The following is a 13,005-nucleotide window of genomic DNA, read 5'->3' as shown; positions in this document are numbered from 1 at the left end:
GTACGAACGATAAAAAAAGCGACCTTCGGGTCGCTTTTTTGTTGCTGGGCCGCTGCCGGAGCGGCGCGCTCAGCGCGACGACTTCGCGCCGTGCCGCGCGGCCATTCGTGCCAGCGCGGCCTGCAGCGGCGACGGCTCGAGGTGATCGGCGAGGTCGCGCAACGCGGCGGCGCCGGCCGTCGTCATGCGTGCCTGCTTCACGTGCGGCGGTTCCGGCGCGTCCTTCGGCCGCACGCGCACGCGCAGCGCCGAAGCCGGCCAGCCGCGCTTTTGCAGATCGGCGAGCAGCCGCGGCTCGACCTGCCGCAGCCGGGCAGCGAGCGCATTGTGCGCGGCAAAGAGGGTCAGGGTGCCGTCCTTGATGGACCCCGGTTCGACATGATTCGCAAGATAGTCGGGCAGGAGCGCGGCGAGGTCGCGCTGCAGCGACGCGACCTGTTCGACGCCGGCGCGCAGCGCCGCGAACGCGTCGGTGCGGTTGAGCACTTCGGACACGGGTTGCGGGCGATGCGCGGCGAGCGGGCCGAAACGCTTGTTAAATCGGTTCATTGAGGCATTCTTCGGGCGCGCATGCGCGCGGACGTTGACGCCGATTGTACCCGCGCAGGCCTGCGTACGCGCGGCTTTCGGGCTGCCGGCCGTGTAGCGGCCCCGCTTGCCGGTGCGCACCGGGCGTCCTGCCGGGACACGGGCGCATGCGTTCCCGCGTGCTAAAATTCCTCGTTTGAGTCCACTAATTCGCTAAGCCGCCGAGGCTCGGGCGTCGGGGCGCGCATCACGCGCCGGGCGCCGGTGCTGCGACGCAGGGTCCGATCCGATGACAACCGGTTTTCTCCAGAAAATTTTTGGCAGCCGCAACCAGCGGCTCGTCAAGCAATACCAAAAGACCGTCACGACGATCAATGCGCTCGAAACGCAGATCGAGAAGCTGACGGACGACCAGTTGCGCGGCAAGACGGATGAGTTCCGCCAGCGTGTCGCCGGTGGCGAGTCGCTCGACAAGCTGCTGCCGGAAGCGTTCGCGGTCTGCCGGGAGGCGAGCCGCCGCGTGCTGAAGATGCGTCACTTCGACGTGCAGATGATCGGCGGCATGGTGCTGCACTACGGCAAGATCGCCGAAATGCGCACCGGCGAGGGCAAGACGCTCGTCGCGACGCTGCCCGTCTATCTGAATGCGCTCGCGGGCCGCGGCGTGCACGTCGTGACGGTCAACGACTACCTCGCGCAGCGTGACGCCGAATGGATGGCGCGCCTCTACAACTTCCTCGGTCTGTCGGTCGGCATCAACCTGTCGGGCATGGAGCACGAGCAGAAGCAGCAGGCCTACGCGTCGGACATCACGTACGGTACGAACAACGAGTTCGGCTTCGACTACCTGCGCGACAACATGGTCTACGAGACCGACGCGCGCGTGCAGCGGGCACTGAATTTCGCGGTTGTTGACGAAGTTGACTCGATCCTGATCGACGAGGCGCGTACCCCGCTGATCATCTCGGGCCAGGCCGAAGACCACACCGAACTGTACGTGCGGATGAACGCGCTGCCGCCGCTGCTCGAGCGCCAGATCGGCGAGGAGAAGGCCGACGGCACGGGCGTCGAGAAGCCGGGCGACTACACGCTCGACGAGAAGTCGCGCCAGGTGTTCCTGACGGAGTCGGGCCACGAGAAGGCCGAGCGACTGCTCGCCGAGTGGGGCCTGATCGGCGAGGGCGAAAGCCTGTACGCGCCGCAGAACATCACGCTGATGCACCACGTGTACGCGGCATTGCGCGCGCACACGCTGTTCCACAAGGATCAGCACTACGTCGTGCAGAACGGCGAAGTGGTCATCGTCGACGAATTCACGGGCCGCCTGATGGCGGGCCGCCGCTGGTCCGACGGCCTGCACCAGGCGGTCGAGGCGAAGGAGCACGTGAAGATCCAGAGCGAGAACCAGACGCTCGCATCGATCACGTTCCAGAACTACTTCCGCATGTACGCGAAGCTCGCCGGCATGACGGGTACCGCGGACACCGAAGCGTACGAATTCAACGAGATCTACGGTCTCGAAACGGTCGTGATCCCGACCAACCGTCCGCCGAAGCGGATCGACAAGCAGGACCAGATCTACAAGACGGCCAAGGAGCGCTACGACGCGGTGATCCGCGACATTCGCGAGTGCTACGAACGCGGCCAGCCGGTGCTGGTCGGCACGACGTCGATCGAGAACTCCGAGCTGCTGTCGCACCTGCTGAAGCAGGCGGGGCTGCCGCACGAAGTGCTGAACGCGAAGCAGCACGAGCGTGAAGCAGCGATCGTCGCGGAAGCCGGCCGTCCGAAGCGCATCACGATCGCCACCAACATGGCCGGTCGCGGTACCGACATCGTGCTCGGCGGCAACGCCGAGAAGCAGGCGACGTTCATCGACGCCGACGACACGATCCCGGCCGACGAAAAGGCGCGCCGTATCAAGCAGCTGCACGACGAGTGGGAAACGCTGCACGAGCAGGTGAAGGCCGCGGGCGGCCTGCACATCATCGGCACCGAACGTCACGAATCGCGCCGGATCGACAACCAGCTGCGCGGCCGCGCGGGCCGTCAGGGCGATCCGGGCTCGTCGCGCTTTTACCTGTCGCTCGACGATCCGCTGCTGCGCATCTTCGCGGGCGACCGCGTGCGTTCGATCATGGATCGCCTGAAGATGCCGGAAGGCGAGGCGATCGAGGCCGGCATCGTCACGCGCTCGATCGAATCCGCGCAGCGCAAGGTCGAAGCGCGCAACTTCGATATCCGCAAGCAGCTGCTCGAATACGACGACGTGTCGAACGATCAGCGCAAGGTGATCTACCAGCAGCGTAATGAACTGCTCGAAGCACACGACATCACCGAGACGATCTCGGCGATGCGCCACGGCGTGATCACCGAAGTCGTCCGCCAGTTCGTGCCGGCAGGCAGCATCGAGGAGCAGTGGGACGTGCCCGAGCTCGAGGAAGCGCTGCGCAACGACTGGCAGCTCGATCTCGCGATCCAGGAAATGGTGAACGAGTCGTCGTCGATCACGGCCGAGGAGATTCTCGAAGCCGTGACGACCGCCGCCGACGAGCAGTACGAGGCGAAGGTCGCGATGGTCGGCCGCGAATCGTTCAGTGCGTTCGAGCGTTCGGTGATGCTGCAAACGGTCGACCGCCTGTGGCGCGAGCACCTCGCGGCGCTCGACCACCTGCGCCAGGGTATCCACCTGCGCGGCTATGCGCAGAAGAATCCGAAGCAGGAGTACAAGCGCGAAGCGTTCGAACTGTTCGCCGCGATGCTCGAGGCGATCAAGCAGGAAGTCACGCGCATCGTGATGAACGTGCAGATCCAGTCGCCGGAGCAGCTCGAGGAAGCCGCGGAGCAGATCGAGGAGCGCAGCGGCCATCTCGAGAATGTCGAGTACCAGCACGCCGACTACGCGGAAGCCGGGCCGGTTGCGAACGTCGCGGCCGCCACGGCGGCTACCGCGACGGCCGACATGGTCGGCAGCGCGATGACCCACGGCAGCCCCGGCGGCGACATGCCGAAGGTCGGCCGCAACGACCCGTGCCCGTGCGGCAGCGGCAAGAAGTACAAGCAATGTCACGGGAAGCTGTCATGATCGGCGGCGGCGCGCCTCGCGCGTGCCGCTTCTTCGTTCGCAGCTTCGAGTCAGTGATGTGAGTTGCGGCGGCCCGCTCGTGCGGCCGCCGGTTCTTCCAATCGATGCCGGCGCATGCCGGCATTTTCCATCCGGCAGGTGTGCCCCATGGCTGTCAATTTTCCGTCGATCGATCCCGCCCAACTGCATCCCGTCGCCGGCGTTACGCTAGGCTGGGCGGAAGCGAACATCCGCAAGCCGAATCGCAAGGACGTGCTGGTCATTTCCGTCGACGAAGGGGCGACGGTCGCCGGCGTATTCACCGAGAACCGCTTCTGCGCCGCACCCGTAACGGTGTGCCGCGAGCATCTGGCAAAGGTGCGTGCGGGCGGTGCGGGCATCCGCGCGCTCGTCATCAATACGGGCAATGCGAATGCCGGCACCGGCGAACCGGGCCTCGTGAACACGCGCGAAACCTGCTCGGAACTCGCGCGCCTGGCAGGCATCGACGCCGCGCAGGTGCTGCCGTTCTCGACCGGCGTGATTCTCGAGCCGCTGCCGATCGATCGCCTGAAGGCAGGGCTGCCGGCCGCGCTCGCGAACCGCAAGGCCGCGAACTGGTATGACGCCGCGCAGGCGATCATGACGACCGACACGCTGCCGAAGGCGACGTCGCGCCAGGTGACGATCGACGGTCACACGGTCACGCTGACGGGCATCAGCAAGGGCGCGGGCATGATCAAGCCGAACATGGCGACGATGCTCGGCTTCCTCGCGTTCGACGCGAACGTTGCGCAGCCGGTGCTCGACACGCTGGTGAAGGAAGTGGCCGACCGCTCGTTCAACTGCATCACGATCGACGGCGACACGTCGACGAACGACTCGTTCATCCTGATCGCGTCGGGCAAGAGCACGCTGCCCGCGATCACGTCGACCGATTCGCCGGCCTATGCGGCGCTGCGCGACGCGGTCACGCAGGTCGCACAGGTGCTGTCGCAACTGATCGTGCGCGACGGCGAAGGCGCGACGAAATTCATGACGGTGCAGGTCGAAGGCGGCAAAAGTGTCGCGGAATGCCGCCAGATCGCGTACGCGATCGGTCATTCGCCGCTCGTGAAGACGGCGTTCTACGCATCCGACCCCAACCTCGGTCGCATTCTCGCGGCGATCGGCTATGCGGGTGTCACGGATCTCGACGTCGGCAAGATCGATCTCTATCTCGACGACGTGCTCGTCGCGAAGGCCGGTGGCCGCAATCCGGCTTATCAGGAAGAGGATGGCCAGCGCGTGATGAAGCAGAGCGAAATCACGATCCGCGTGGTGCTCGGCCGCGGCGACGCGCAGGCAACCGTCTGGACGTGCGACCTGTCGCACGATTATGTGAGCATCAACGCGGATTACCGCTCCTGATCGGGGGCGCTCGAACGACATGGACAAGCTCGAACAGTTTCTGACGCGCGCGGAAGCGCTGCTGGGCCGCCTCGAGGGAATGCTGCCGCCGGCGCCGGCAGCGGTCGACTGGAATGCCGCCACCGCGTTCCGCTGGCGCAAGCGCCAGGGGCGCGGCTATCTGCAGCCGGTGTCGGCCACGTCGTCGATCACGCTCGACGACCTGCACAACATCGATCGGCAGAAGGGGTTGATCGACCAGAACACGCGACAGTTCGTGCAGAGCAAGCCGGCGAACAACGTGTTGCTGACCGGCGCCCGCGGCACCGGCAAGTCGTCGCTGATCAAGGCGTGCCTGAACGCGTATGCGAAGGACGGGCTGCGTCTGATCGAAGTCGACAAGGACGACCTGCACGATCTGGGCGACATCGTCGATCTGATCTCGCAGCGCCCGGAGCGGTTCATCGTGTTCTGCGACGACCTGTCGTTCGAGGACGGCGAATCGGGCTACAAGGCGCTGAAGGTCGCGCTCGACGGTTCGATCGCCGCGCAGTCGGACAACGTGCTGATCTACGCGACGTCGAACCGCCGCCATCTGTTGCCGGAGTACATGAGCGACAACGAGTCGTACAAGCATCTGCCGGACGGCGAGATCCACCCCGGCGAAGTCGTCGAGGAAAAGATCTCGCTGTCGGAGCGCTTCGGCCTGTGGGTCAGCTTTTATCCGTTCAAGCAGGACGACTATCTCGACATCGTCGGGCACTGGCTGCGCCATTTCGGCTGCCCGGACACGGAGATCGAAACGGCACGCGGCGACGCGCTCGTCTGGGCGCTCGAGCGCGGTTCCCGCTCGGGGCGCGTCGCGTGGCAGTTCGCACGTGACTGGTCGGGCCGTAAGGAGCAGGCATGAGCACGGATTCCGCAGCGGGCGCCGTGCGCGCGCCTGACGGCCGCAAGGTGACGGAGGTCGCGGTCGGCGTGATGGTGCAGCCGGATGGTCGGTATCTGCTCGCGCAGCGGTTGCTCGGCAAGCCGTACGAAGGTTACTGGGAGTTCCCGGGCGGCAAGCTGGAAGCCGGCGAGAGCGTCGAGGATGCGCTCGCGCGCGAACTGCACGAGGAACTCGGTATCGTCGTCACGGCCAGCCATCGCTGGCATACGCTCGAGCACGATTATCCGCACGCGTACGTGCGGCTCTATTTCTGCAAGGTGACAGGCTGGACGGGCGAGCCGCACAGCAAGGAAGGGCAGGCGTTCGTGTGGCAGCAACTGCCGGTCGAGGTTGCGCCGCTGTTGCCGGCGGCGCTGCCGGTGCTCGAACTGCTGGAGAAGGAAGCGGCGTCGCAATGACGCCGTGGCGGCCCGCCTGAAAGGCGGGCCATATCGCTGGCGGGCGGGATCGCGCGCTGCTCAGCTGTCGCGACGGTCGTCGGTGCCGTCTTCCTCGGACGACGGACCTTCGTCGGACGAGCCGCCGATCCGGTACTTTTCCGCGGCCCATGCGCCGAGGTCGAGCTGCTTGCAGCGGGCCGAACAAAAGGGACGGAACCGATTTTCAGGCGTCCAGCGCACTTCTACGCCGCACGAAGGGCATTTCACAACGGTAGTCATACGAAACGTCGAACCGGCACGCGGCCGTTACAGATTGCACAGGGTCAGATGGAATGGCACGTCGATGTCCACCGCGCGCGGACGCACGTCGCCGTCCTGCATGGTGAACCGTACCCACAGCATGTATTTGTTTGCGCTCGCTTCGGGGATCACGCGCAGTTCCGGCGGCACACGTACCTGCATCAGCTGGTAGGTGCGGCCCGACAGCATCTGCTGATAGCTGCCCTGCATCGCCATCACCTTCGACGCCTGCCCCGATTCGCGTGCGAGCCGCAACACGATCGCCGCTGCGTCGCGCAGCGGCAGCAGCGGCATGATCCACTTCGCGATGTCCTGGCGCCGCTGTTCGGCGGGCCATTGCTGCCACGCATAGTAGGACGGCAGATCGAACTTGCACGTGCCGCCGGGAATCACCGCGCGGCTGCGAATGCTGGCAAGCCACTCGTTGTCGACCAGATGTTGCCCGGTCTTGCCCTGCATCTGCGCGAGATTGGCGAGCGTTTGCTCGATTTCGCCGAGCACGGCTTCGAGCGCGTTCTGTTCGATACCCGGATTGCCGCGAAAGGGGGCGAGCGTCTGGCGTTGACGTTCGAGCTCCTTCATCAGATCCGATTTCAGATCCGCGCGGCCTGTCACCTCGGCGATTTCGAACAGCGTCGTCAACGCGATGTGGTGCTCACGCGGGTCCTCCTGAGCCAAAAAGAACGCGAAGCGCTCGAACAGGTCTTCGAGGCGCAACAGCGTGCGAATTCGCTCGTTGAACGGATACTCGTAAAGAATCAAGCGCGCTCGCCTCTCGGGGTAGGGATTGAAACAATGCAGGACATTCTAATGCTCACTCTCTACCCTAGCAACGCACCAATTTCGTACACCATCACGATCGCGCGCGCCAATCAGTGCGCGGCAGCCGCGAATCCTAGATAGCGTTGGTGCAATGCGTCGACTTCGGCGGCGAGCGCATCGGGCGTCGTCGCGTCGTTGACGATCACGTCGTCGGCCGCCGCGAGGCGCGCTTCGCGTGTCGCCTGCCTTGCGATGATCGCCTCGACCTGTTCGCGCGTGAAACCATTGCGCCGCATCACGCGCGCAATCTGCGTTTCGACGGAACAGTCGACGACGAGCACGCGATCGCTGCGCGCCTTCCAATTACCTGACTCCACGAGTAGCGGCACGACGAAGATCACGTACGGGCCCTGCGCGTCGCCAGCTTCGCGATCGGTCTCGGCGCGGATCAGCGGATGCGTGATCGCTTCGAGACGCCGGCGTGCATCGTCGTCGCTGAAAATCAGTGCGCGCATCCTGGCGCGATCGAGCGAGCCGTCGGCCGCGACGAAATCCGGCCCGAATGCCTGCTCGATCGCCGGCATCGCGAGACCTGCCGGAGCAGTGATGCGGTGCGCGATCAGATCGGTATCGACGAGCGATGCGCCGCGCGCGGCGAACAGATCGGCGACGGTCGTCTTGCCGCTGCCGATGCCGCCGGTGAGTCCTATTGCAAACATGTGAGCCTCCGCCGGGCCGCCGCCACGACGCGAATCGCGTCGCCACGATGCAGCGAACGATGCGAATGCGGGCAGCGTGTCATGTCAGCCGCCGAGCGCCGAATAAAAAGGGGTGCCGAAAAACAGCGTCGCGACGCCGCCTGCTGCCAGGAACGGGCCGAACGGAATCGGCTCCTCGAAGCGCATGCGGCCGCGCCACGTCGCGATGAGCCCGACGATCGCGCCCGTCACCGCGGCGAACAGCACGACCTGCGGCAGTGCGGCCCAGCCCATCCATGCGCCGAGTGCGGCGAGCAGCTTCAGGTCGCCGAAACCGATGCCTTCGATCCCGCGCAGCCATTTGAACAGCCAGTAGATCGACCACAGGAACAGGTAGCCGACCATCGCGCCGACCACGGCCGAACGCAGCGACGTGAACGTGCCGCCGAGGTTCAGTGCGAGTCCGGCCCAGAGCAGCGGCAGCGTCATCGAATCGGGCAGGTAGCCGGTCTGGATGTCGATCGCGCTCATCGCGAGCAATGCGGCGCATAAACCGAACGCGGCGAGTGCGGCGCCGGTGGGGCCGAATGCGGCGAGCGAACCGGCGGCGAGCAGCGCGCCGGCGAGTTCGACGAGCGGATAGCGCACGCCGATCGCGTGGCCGCACTGCCGGCAGCGCCCGCGCAATATCAGATAGCTCACGAGCGGGATGTTCTCCCATGCACGCAGCACGTGGCCGCAATGCGGGCATGCGCTGCGCGGGCGCCACAGATCGTAGTGAGCCGGATAGCCGTCGTCGGGTGCGGCAGGCGTGTTGCCGGTCGCTTCGGCGATTTCCGCTTCCCACGCTCGCTGCATCATCACCGGAATCCGGTGTACGACCACGTTGACGAAACTGCCGACGCACATACCGAGGACGACGGCGAACGCGTACTGCGCCGCAGGTGGCAGCAACGCCAGCGCGAGCAGCGTGCTGTCGGGCGAGTCGAAAACGGTGTACAGGGGCGCGGGCGTCATGGGCTCGGGTTGGAACTTTAAAGGCGACAGAGTCGGTTGCGATGCTACACCACGTTGCCCAACTGAAGGATGGGCAGATACATTGCGATCACGAGGCCGCCGACGAGTGCGCCCAGCACGATCACGATCAGCGGCTCGCCGAGCGCGGCGATCGCATCGAGGCGAGCGTCGAGCTGGCGTTCGCATAGCGCGGCGATGTCGGCGAGCATCGTGTCGAGCGCGCCGGTTTCCTCGGCGACGGCGATCGGCTGCACCACGTCGTCGGGGAAGCAACCTGCCTCCTGCATCGCGTCGGCAAGACGCGCGCCGCGCAGCACGCGTGCCGCGATGCGCGCGGTGGCCTGTTCGAACACCGGATGGCCGGCCGTGCGTTCGAGCGTTGCGAAGGCATCGGCGAGCGGTACGCCGGCGCCGAGCAGTGTCGCCAGCGAACGGCACCAGCGCGCGGCCGCGAACCGCCTGAGTGCGCTGCCGAAGAACGGCGCGTCCAGCAGGCGTTGTGCGAGCGCGTAGCGCAGCGCCGCCGAGCGTCGCAGCGCGTGATGCGTCGCAAGCCCCGCCGCTGCCGCGGCGGCGGCGAACGTGCCGCCCCAGGCCGATGTCGCGGATGACAGCGCGAGCAGAGCACGGGTCGGCGCGGGCAGTGCTGCGCCGAAGCCATCGAAGATCTGCCGGAACGTCGGTACGACCCAGACCATCAATGCAGCCGAGATCGCAAGCGCGAACAGGATGACGGCAGCCGGGTAGGCCAGTGCGGCACACAGCTTGCGCCACTGGGCATCCGCACGTTCGCGATGCTCGGCGACGCGCGTCAGGACGGTGGCGAGCGCACCCGATGCTTCGCCGACTTCGATCAGTTGCCGATACAGCGTGCCGAACTGGAACGGATAGCGCGCGAGCGCGGCGGCGAAGCGCTGACCGCCGACGATTTCGCGCGCGAGGCCCGCCGCGATGCGCGGCAGCCCGTCACGCGTGCGCGTGCGGGCGAGCATGTCGAGCGACGGCGCGAGCGGCAGTCCGGCTTGCAGCAGGCTTGCAAGCTGACGCGTGAAGCGCGTGACGTCTCGTGCGCCGGCCGCTGGCGGCCGTGCCGTGCCACGTACGTCGAGTGCCAGCACCGCGATGCCGTCGCGCGAGAGTGCCGTGCGCGCCGCGGCCGCATCGAACGCGATGACGGTTCCGCTGCATCGCGTACCGTCGCGTCGACGGCCGCGCCACGTGAAGCGGGTTTCGTGTGGCGGCGTGCGCATGGCGATTAGGCGTCCGGGGTTGCGGCGAGTGCTTCCGCCATGCTCGTCGTGCCGTCGTGAACGTGCGCGAGCGCTGCATCGCGCAGGCCAAGCACACCCTCGGCCGCCGCGCATTGCGCGAGCGCGCCGACACTCGCGCGCGCCACGATGCGCTCTGCCATCTCCGCTGAAACCGGCATCGTCTGATGCAGGCCGATCCGGCCGCGATAACCGATGCCATGACAGGCGGCACAACCGCGCGCGACGAACGGGCGCCAGCCGGATTCGAGGGCCGCCGAATCGCAGCCGGCTTCGCGCAGCACGCACGCGGGCGCGTCGGAGCGCACGCGGCAGGCGATGCACAGACGCCGAACGAGGCGCTGCGCGGTGACGAGGCGCAACGCGGCCGCGAGGTTGTACGGCGCGACACCGATGTCGAGCAGCCGCGCGACGGCCGCCGGCGCGTCGTTCGTATGCAGTGTCGACAGCACGAGGTGGCCCGTCTGCGCGGCCTTGATCGCGACGTCGGCCGTCTCCGCATCGCGAATCTCGCCGACCATGATGACGTCCGGATCCTGCCGCAGCAGCGCGCGCAACGCGGTCGCGAAGGTGAGGCCGGCCTTCTCGGCGACGCCGACCTGGTTGATGCCGTCGAGCTGGATCTCGGCCGGATCCTCGACCGTGCATACGTTGTGTGCGTCGCGGTCGAGCATCTGCAGCGCGCAGTAGAGCGACAGCGTCTTGCCGCTGCCGGTCGGCCCGGTGACGAGCACGAGGCCATGCGGTGCGCGTATCGCAGCCTCCATTGCAGCCGCCTGCCGTGCATCGAAGCCGAGGCGTGCGAGCGTGAGGTCGGGCGGCAGGGTTTCCAGGCGGCGCAGCACGAGTTTCTCGCCGAACAGCGTGGGCAGCGAGCTGACCCGATAGTCGCCCCGCATCCCGGCGTCGACCGCAATGCGCAGCCGACCGTCCTGCGGGAGCCGGCGTTCGGCGATGTCCATGCGCGCGAGCACCTTGATCCGCGTGACGAGCGCGTCGCGCAGGTGAGCGGGCGGTCGCGCATGTTCGTGGAGTACGCCGTCGATGCGCAGACGGATGCGCCAGCCCGATTCGAACGGTTCGACGTGGATGTCGGACGCATCGCGCACGCGTGCTGCGTGAAGCGTGTCGGTCAGCAACCGGACGGCGGGCGAATCGTCGAGCTGCGCCGCATCGAGCGGGCGGGCGCGCGATGCGGGCAATGTGTCGGGGGGAGCAGGCGAGCGCTCGGCATGCAGCGCCGCCGCGGGAGAGTTGAAATGCATGTGAGCCGGCGTGTCGGCCGCCTGTTGATCGTGACCGGGAAATGATCGCGGATCGTCGGCGGCGCCGGCAGTCGGCCGTTCGGCTAGCGCGCGGCGGCGCGTGCGCGCGTGCCGCGCGGCTTGAATAGCTTGACGGTGCGCACGGCCTGATCGTCGCTGCGCATCACCTCGAGCATCACGTCGCGGATTTTCACGCACACGTCGCCTTCCGGAATTTCCTCGAGGATTTCGAGGATCAGGCCGTTCAGCGTCTTCGGCCCGTCGGTCGGCAGTTGCAGGTGCAGCCAGCGGTTCAGTTCGCGCAGCGGCATGCTGGCGGCGACGATGCATTCGCCGTTCTCGTCCCAGCCGCCCGCGCGTTCGCTGCGCGGCATCGACGTCGTGAATTCGCCGATCAGCTCCTCGATGATGTCCTCGGGCGTGACGAGCCCTTCGAGTTCACCGTACTCGTTGACGACGAGCGCGGTACGCTGCCGGCTTTCCTGGAAATACTGGAGCTGCTGAACGACCGGCGTGCCCGACGGCACGTAGTACGGTTCGGCGAGCAGCGTGCGCAGCGTTTCGCGGTCGAAATCCTGGTTGTGCAGCGCGGTGAGCGTCTTGCGCACGTGCAGCACGCCGAGCACCTTGTCGATGTCGCCTTCGTACACGATCAGCCGGTTGTGATAGCAGGTCTCGAGCTGGTGCAGGACGTCGTCGAGCGGCGCGTAGAAGTTGAGCGACTCGATCTGGCGGCGCGGCACCATCACGTCGTCGACGGTGATGTTCTCGAGGTCGAACAGGTTGAGCAGGATGCTGCGGTGCTTGGTTGGCATGAAGCTGCTCGATTCGAGCACGATCGCGCGCAGCTCGTCGGCCGACATCCGCTGGTCGCGGCCCTTCTTCGTGTTGATGCGCAGCACCCAGAGCACGCCGTTCGCGAGTGCGTTGACGAACCAGACGACCGGCTTGAAGACGCGCATCAGCGGCGCGATCACGAGGCTCGCAGGCAGCGCGATGCGCTCGGGATAGGTCGCGCCGACGATCTTCGGCGCGATTTCCGCGAACACGATGATCAGGAACGCGACGACACCGGTCGCGATCGACAGCGCGAGGTTGTTACGGCCGAACGTATGCAGCGCGAGCGACGTCGTCAGAACCGGGATGATCGTGTTGAACAGGTTGTTGCCGATCAGGATCACGCTGAGCAGCAGGTCGGTGCGGGTGAGCAGGCCCTGCGTGGTCTTCGCGCCGAGTGCGCCCTGGCCGGCGAGATGCTTCAACCGGTGACGGTTGAGCGCCATCATCGCGGTCTCGGAAATGGAAAAGAAGCTGGAGCAGAGGAGAAGCAGGAAGACGGCGCCGATTTGCGCCCATAAGGGAATTTGGTCCACGCGTCGGAA

12 protein-coding genes are annotated in these 13,005 nt (G+C 66.5%); 4 read left to right on the top strand and 8 right to left on the bottom strand.

The genetic code is table 11. The annotated features are described in order from the left end of the window. Positions 1-69: 69 nt before the first annotated feature. Complete coding sequence (locus tag BME24068_RS27950) at positions 70-549, bottom strand: DciA family protein (RefSeq protein WP_096506393.1); 480 nt, start codon at positions 547-549, stop codon at positions 70-72. Between the two features lie 268 nt (positions 550-817). Between BME24068_RS27950 and secA the strand changes: the two genes are divergently transcribed. The 4 genes from secA (at position 818) to BME24068_RS27930 (ending at position 6,331) form a co-directional block, all read left to right on the top strand. Further along, positions 818-3,613 carry a preprotein translocase subunit SecA gene (gene secA, locus BME24068_RS27945; RefSeq protein ID WP_096506166.1) on the top strand — a complete coding sequence of 932 codons (2,796 nt, stop codon included), beginning with the start codon at positions 818-820 and terminating at the stop codon, positions 3,611-3,613. A gap of 147 nt (positions 3,614-3,760) precedes the next feature. Then, positions 3,761-5,002 carry a bifunctional glutamate N-acetyltransferase/amino-acid acetyltransferase ArgJ gene (gene argJ, locus BME24068_RS27940; RefSeq protein ID WP_174927984.1) on the top strand — a complete coding sequence of 414 codons (1,242 nt, stop codon included), beginning with the start codon at positions 3,761-3,763 and terminating at the stop codon, positions 5,000-5,002. Positions 5,003-5,021: 19 nt separating this feature from the next. Continuing rightward, positions 5,022-5,891 carry an ATP-binding protein gene (locus tag BME24068_RS27935; RefSeq protein WP_096506170.1) on the top strand — a complete coding sequence of 290 codons (870 nt, stop codon included), beginning with the start codon at positions 5,022-5,024 and terminating at the stop codon, positions 5,889-5,891. Next, positions 5,888-6,331, top strand: coding sequence for an NUDIX domain-containing protein (locus BME24068_RS27930; RefSeq protein ID WP_096506172.1), 444 nt, complete (start codon positions 5,888-5,890; stop codon positions 6,329-6,331). The genes BME24068_RS27935 and BME24068_RS27930 overlap by 4 nt, the downstream gene beginning before the upstream one ends. Positions 6,332-6,391: 60 nt before the next feature. Here the strand turns inward: BME24068_RS27930 and BME24068_RS27925 are convergent, their stop codons facing one another. The 7 genes from BME24068_RS27925 to BME24068_RS27895 all read right to left on the bottom strand — a co-directional run bounded on the left by BME24068_RS27925 (position 6,392) and on the right by BME24068_RS27895 (position 12,996). Beyond that, positions 6,392-6,592 carry a DNA gyrase inhibitor YacG gene (locus tag BME24068_RS27925; RefSeq protein ID WP_096506174.1) on the bottom strand — a complete coding sequence of 67 codons (201 nt, stop codon included), beginning with the start codon at positions 6,590-6,592 and terminating at the stop codon, positions 6,392-6,394. A gap of 27 nt (positions 6,593-6,619) precedes the next feature. After that, on the bottom strand, positions 6,620-7,375 hold the full coding sequence (gene zapD, locus BME24068_RS27920) for a cell division protein ZapD (RefSeq protein ID WP_096506176.1): 756 nt from the start codon (positions 7,373-7,375) through the stop codon (positions 6,620-6,622). A gap of 110 nt (positions 7,376-7,485) precedes the next feature. Further along, complete coding sequence (coaE, locus tag BME24068_RS27915; protein ID WP_174927983.1) at positions 7,486-8,094, bottom strand: dephospho-CoA kinase; 609 nt, start codon at positions 8,092-8,094, stop codon at positions 7,486-7,488. Between the two features lie 84 nt (positions 8,095-8,178). Further along, complete coding sequence (locus BME24068_RS27910) at positions 8,179-9,090, bottom strand: prepilin peptidase (RefSeq protein ID WP_174927982.1); 912 nt, start codon at positions 9,088-9,090, stop codon at positions 8,179-8,181. Positions 9,091-9,134: 44 nt separating this feature from the next. After that, the gene (locus BME24068_RS27905) at positions 9,135-10,340 is read right to left on the bottom strand and encodes a type II secretion system F family protein (RefSeq protein WP_174927981.1); all 1,206 of its coding nucleotides are present in this window, start codon (positions 10,338-10,340) and stop codon (positions 9,135-9,137) included. Between the two features lie 5 nt (positions 10,341-10,345). Next, positions 10,346-11,623 carry a GspE/PulE family protein gene (locus BME24068_RS27900; protein ID WP_174927980.1) on the bottom strand — a complete coding sequence of 426 codons (1,278 nt, stop codon included), beginning with the start codon at positions 11,621-11,623 and terminating at the stop codon, positions 10,346-10,348. Between the two features lie 83 nt (positions 11,624-11,706). Next, positions 11,707-12,996, bottom strand: coding sequence for an HlyC/CorC family transporter (locus BME24068_RS27895; protein ID WP_096506186.1), 1,290 nt, complete (start codon positions 12,994-12,996; stop codon positions 11,707-11,709). Positions 12,997-13,005 lie beyond the last annotated feature (9 nt).

Source organism: Burkholderia anthina, from assembly GCF_902498995.1.
GTDB lineage: Bacteria > Pseudomonadota > Gammaproteobacteria > Burkholderiales > Burkholderiaceae > Burkholderia > Burkholderia anthina.
Note: the sequence above shows the minus strand (reverse complement) of the source record. Positions and strands in the feature narration are given on the sequence as shown.

Excerpts from the sequence above, each read along its gene's own strand:
- BME24068_RS27950 (WP_096506393.1), bottom strand. The coding sequence starts at position 549 with ATGAACCGATTTAACAAGCGTTTCGGCCCGCTCGCCGCGCATCGCCCG.
- secA (WP_096506166.1), top strand. The coding sequence starts at position 818 with ATGACAACCGGTTTTCTCCAGAAAATTTTTGGCAGCCGCAACCAGCGG.
- argJ (WP_174927984.1), top strand. The coding sequence starts at position 3,761 with ATGGCTGTCAATTTTCCGTCGATCGATCCCGCCCAACTGCATCCCGTC.
- BME24068_RS27935 (WP_096506170.1), top strand. The coding sequence starts at position 5,022 with ATGGACAAGCTCGAACAGTTTCTGACGCGCGCGGAAGCGCTGCTGGGC.
- BME24068_RS27930 (WP_096506172.1), top strand. The coding sequence starts at position 5,888 with ATGAGCACGGATTCCGCAGCGGGCGCCGTGCGCGCGCCTGACGGCCGC.
- BME24068_RS27925 (WP_096506174.1), bottom strand. The coding sequence starts at position 6,592 with ATGACTACCGTTGTGAAATGCCCTTCGTGCGGCGTAGAAGTGCGCTGG.
- coaE (WP_174927983.1), bottom strand. The coding sequence starts at position 8,094 with ATGTTTGCAATAGGACTCACCGGCGGCATCGGCAGCGGCAAGACGACC.
- BME24068_RS27910 (WP_174927982.1), bottom strand. The coding sequence starts at position 9,090 with ATGACGCCCGCGCCCCTGTACACCGTTTTCGACTCGCCCGACAGCACG.
- BME24068_RS27905 (WP_174927981.1), bottom strand. The coding sequence starts at position 10,340 with ATGCGCACGCCGCCACACGAAACCCGCTTCACGTGGCGCGGCCGTCGA.
- BME24068_RS27900 (WP_174927980.1), bottom strand. The coding sequence starts at position 11,623 with ATGCATTTCAACTCTCCCGCGGCGGCGCTGCATGCCGAGCGCTCGCCT.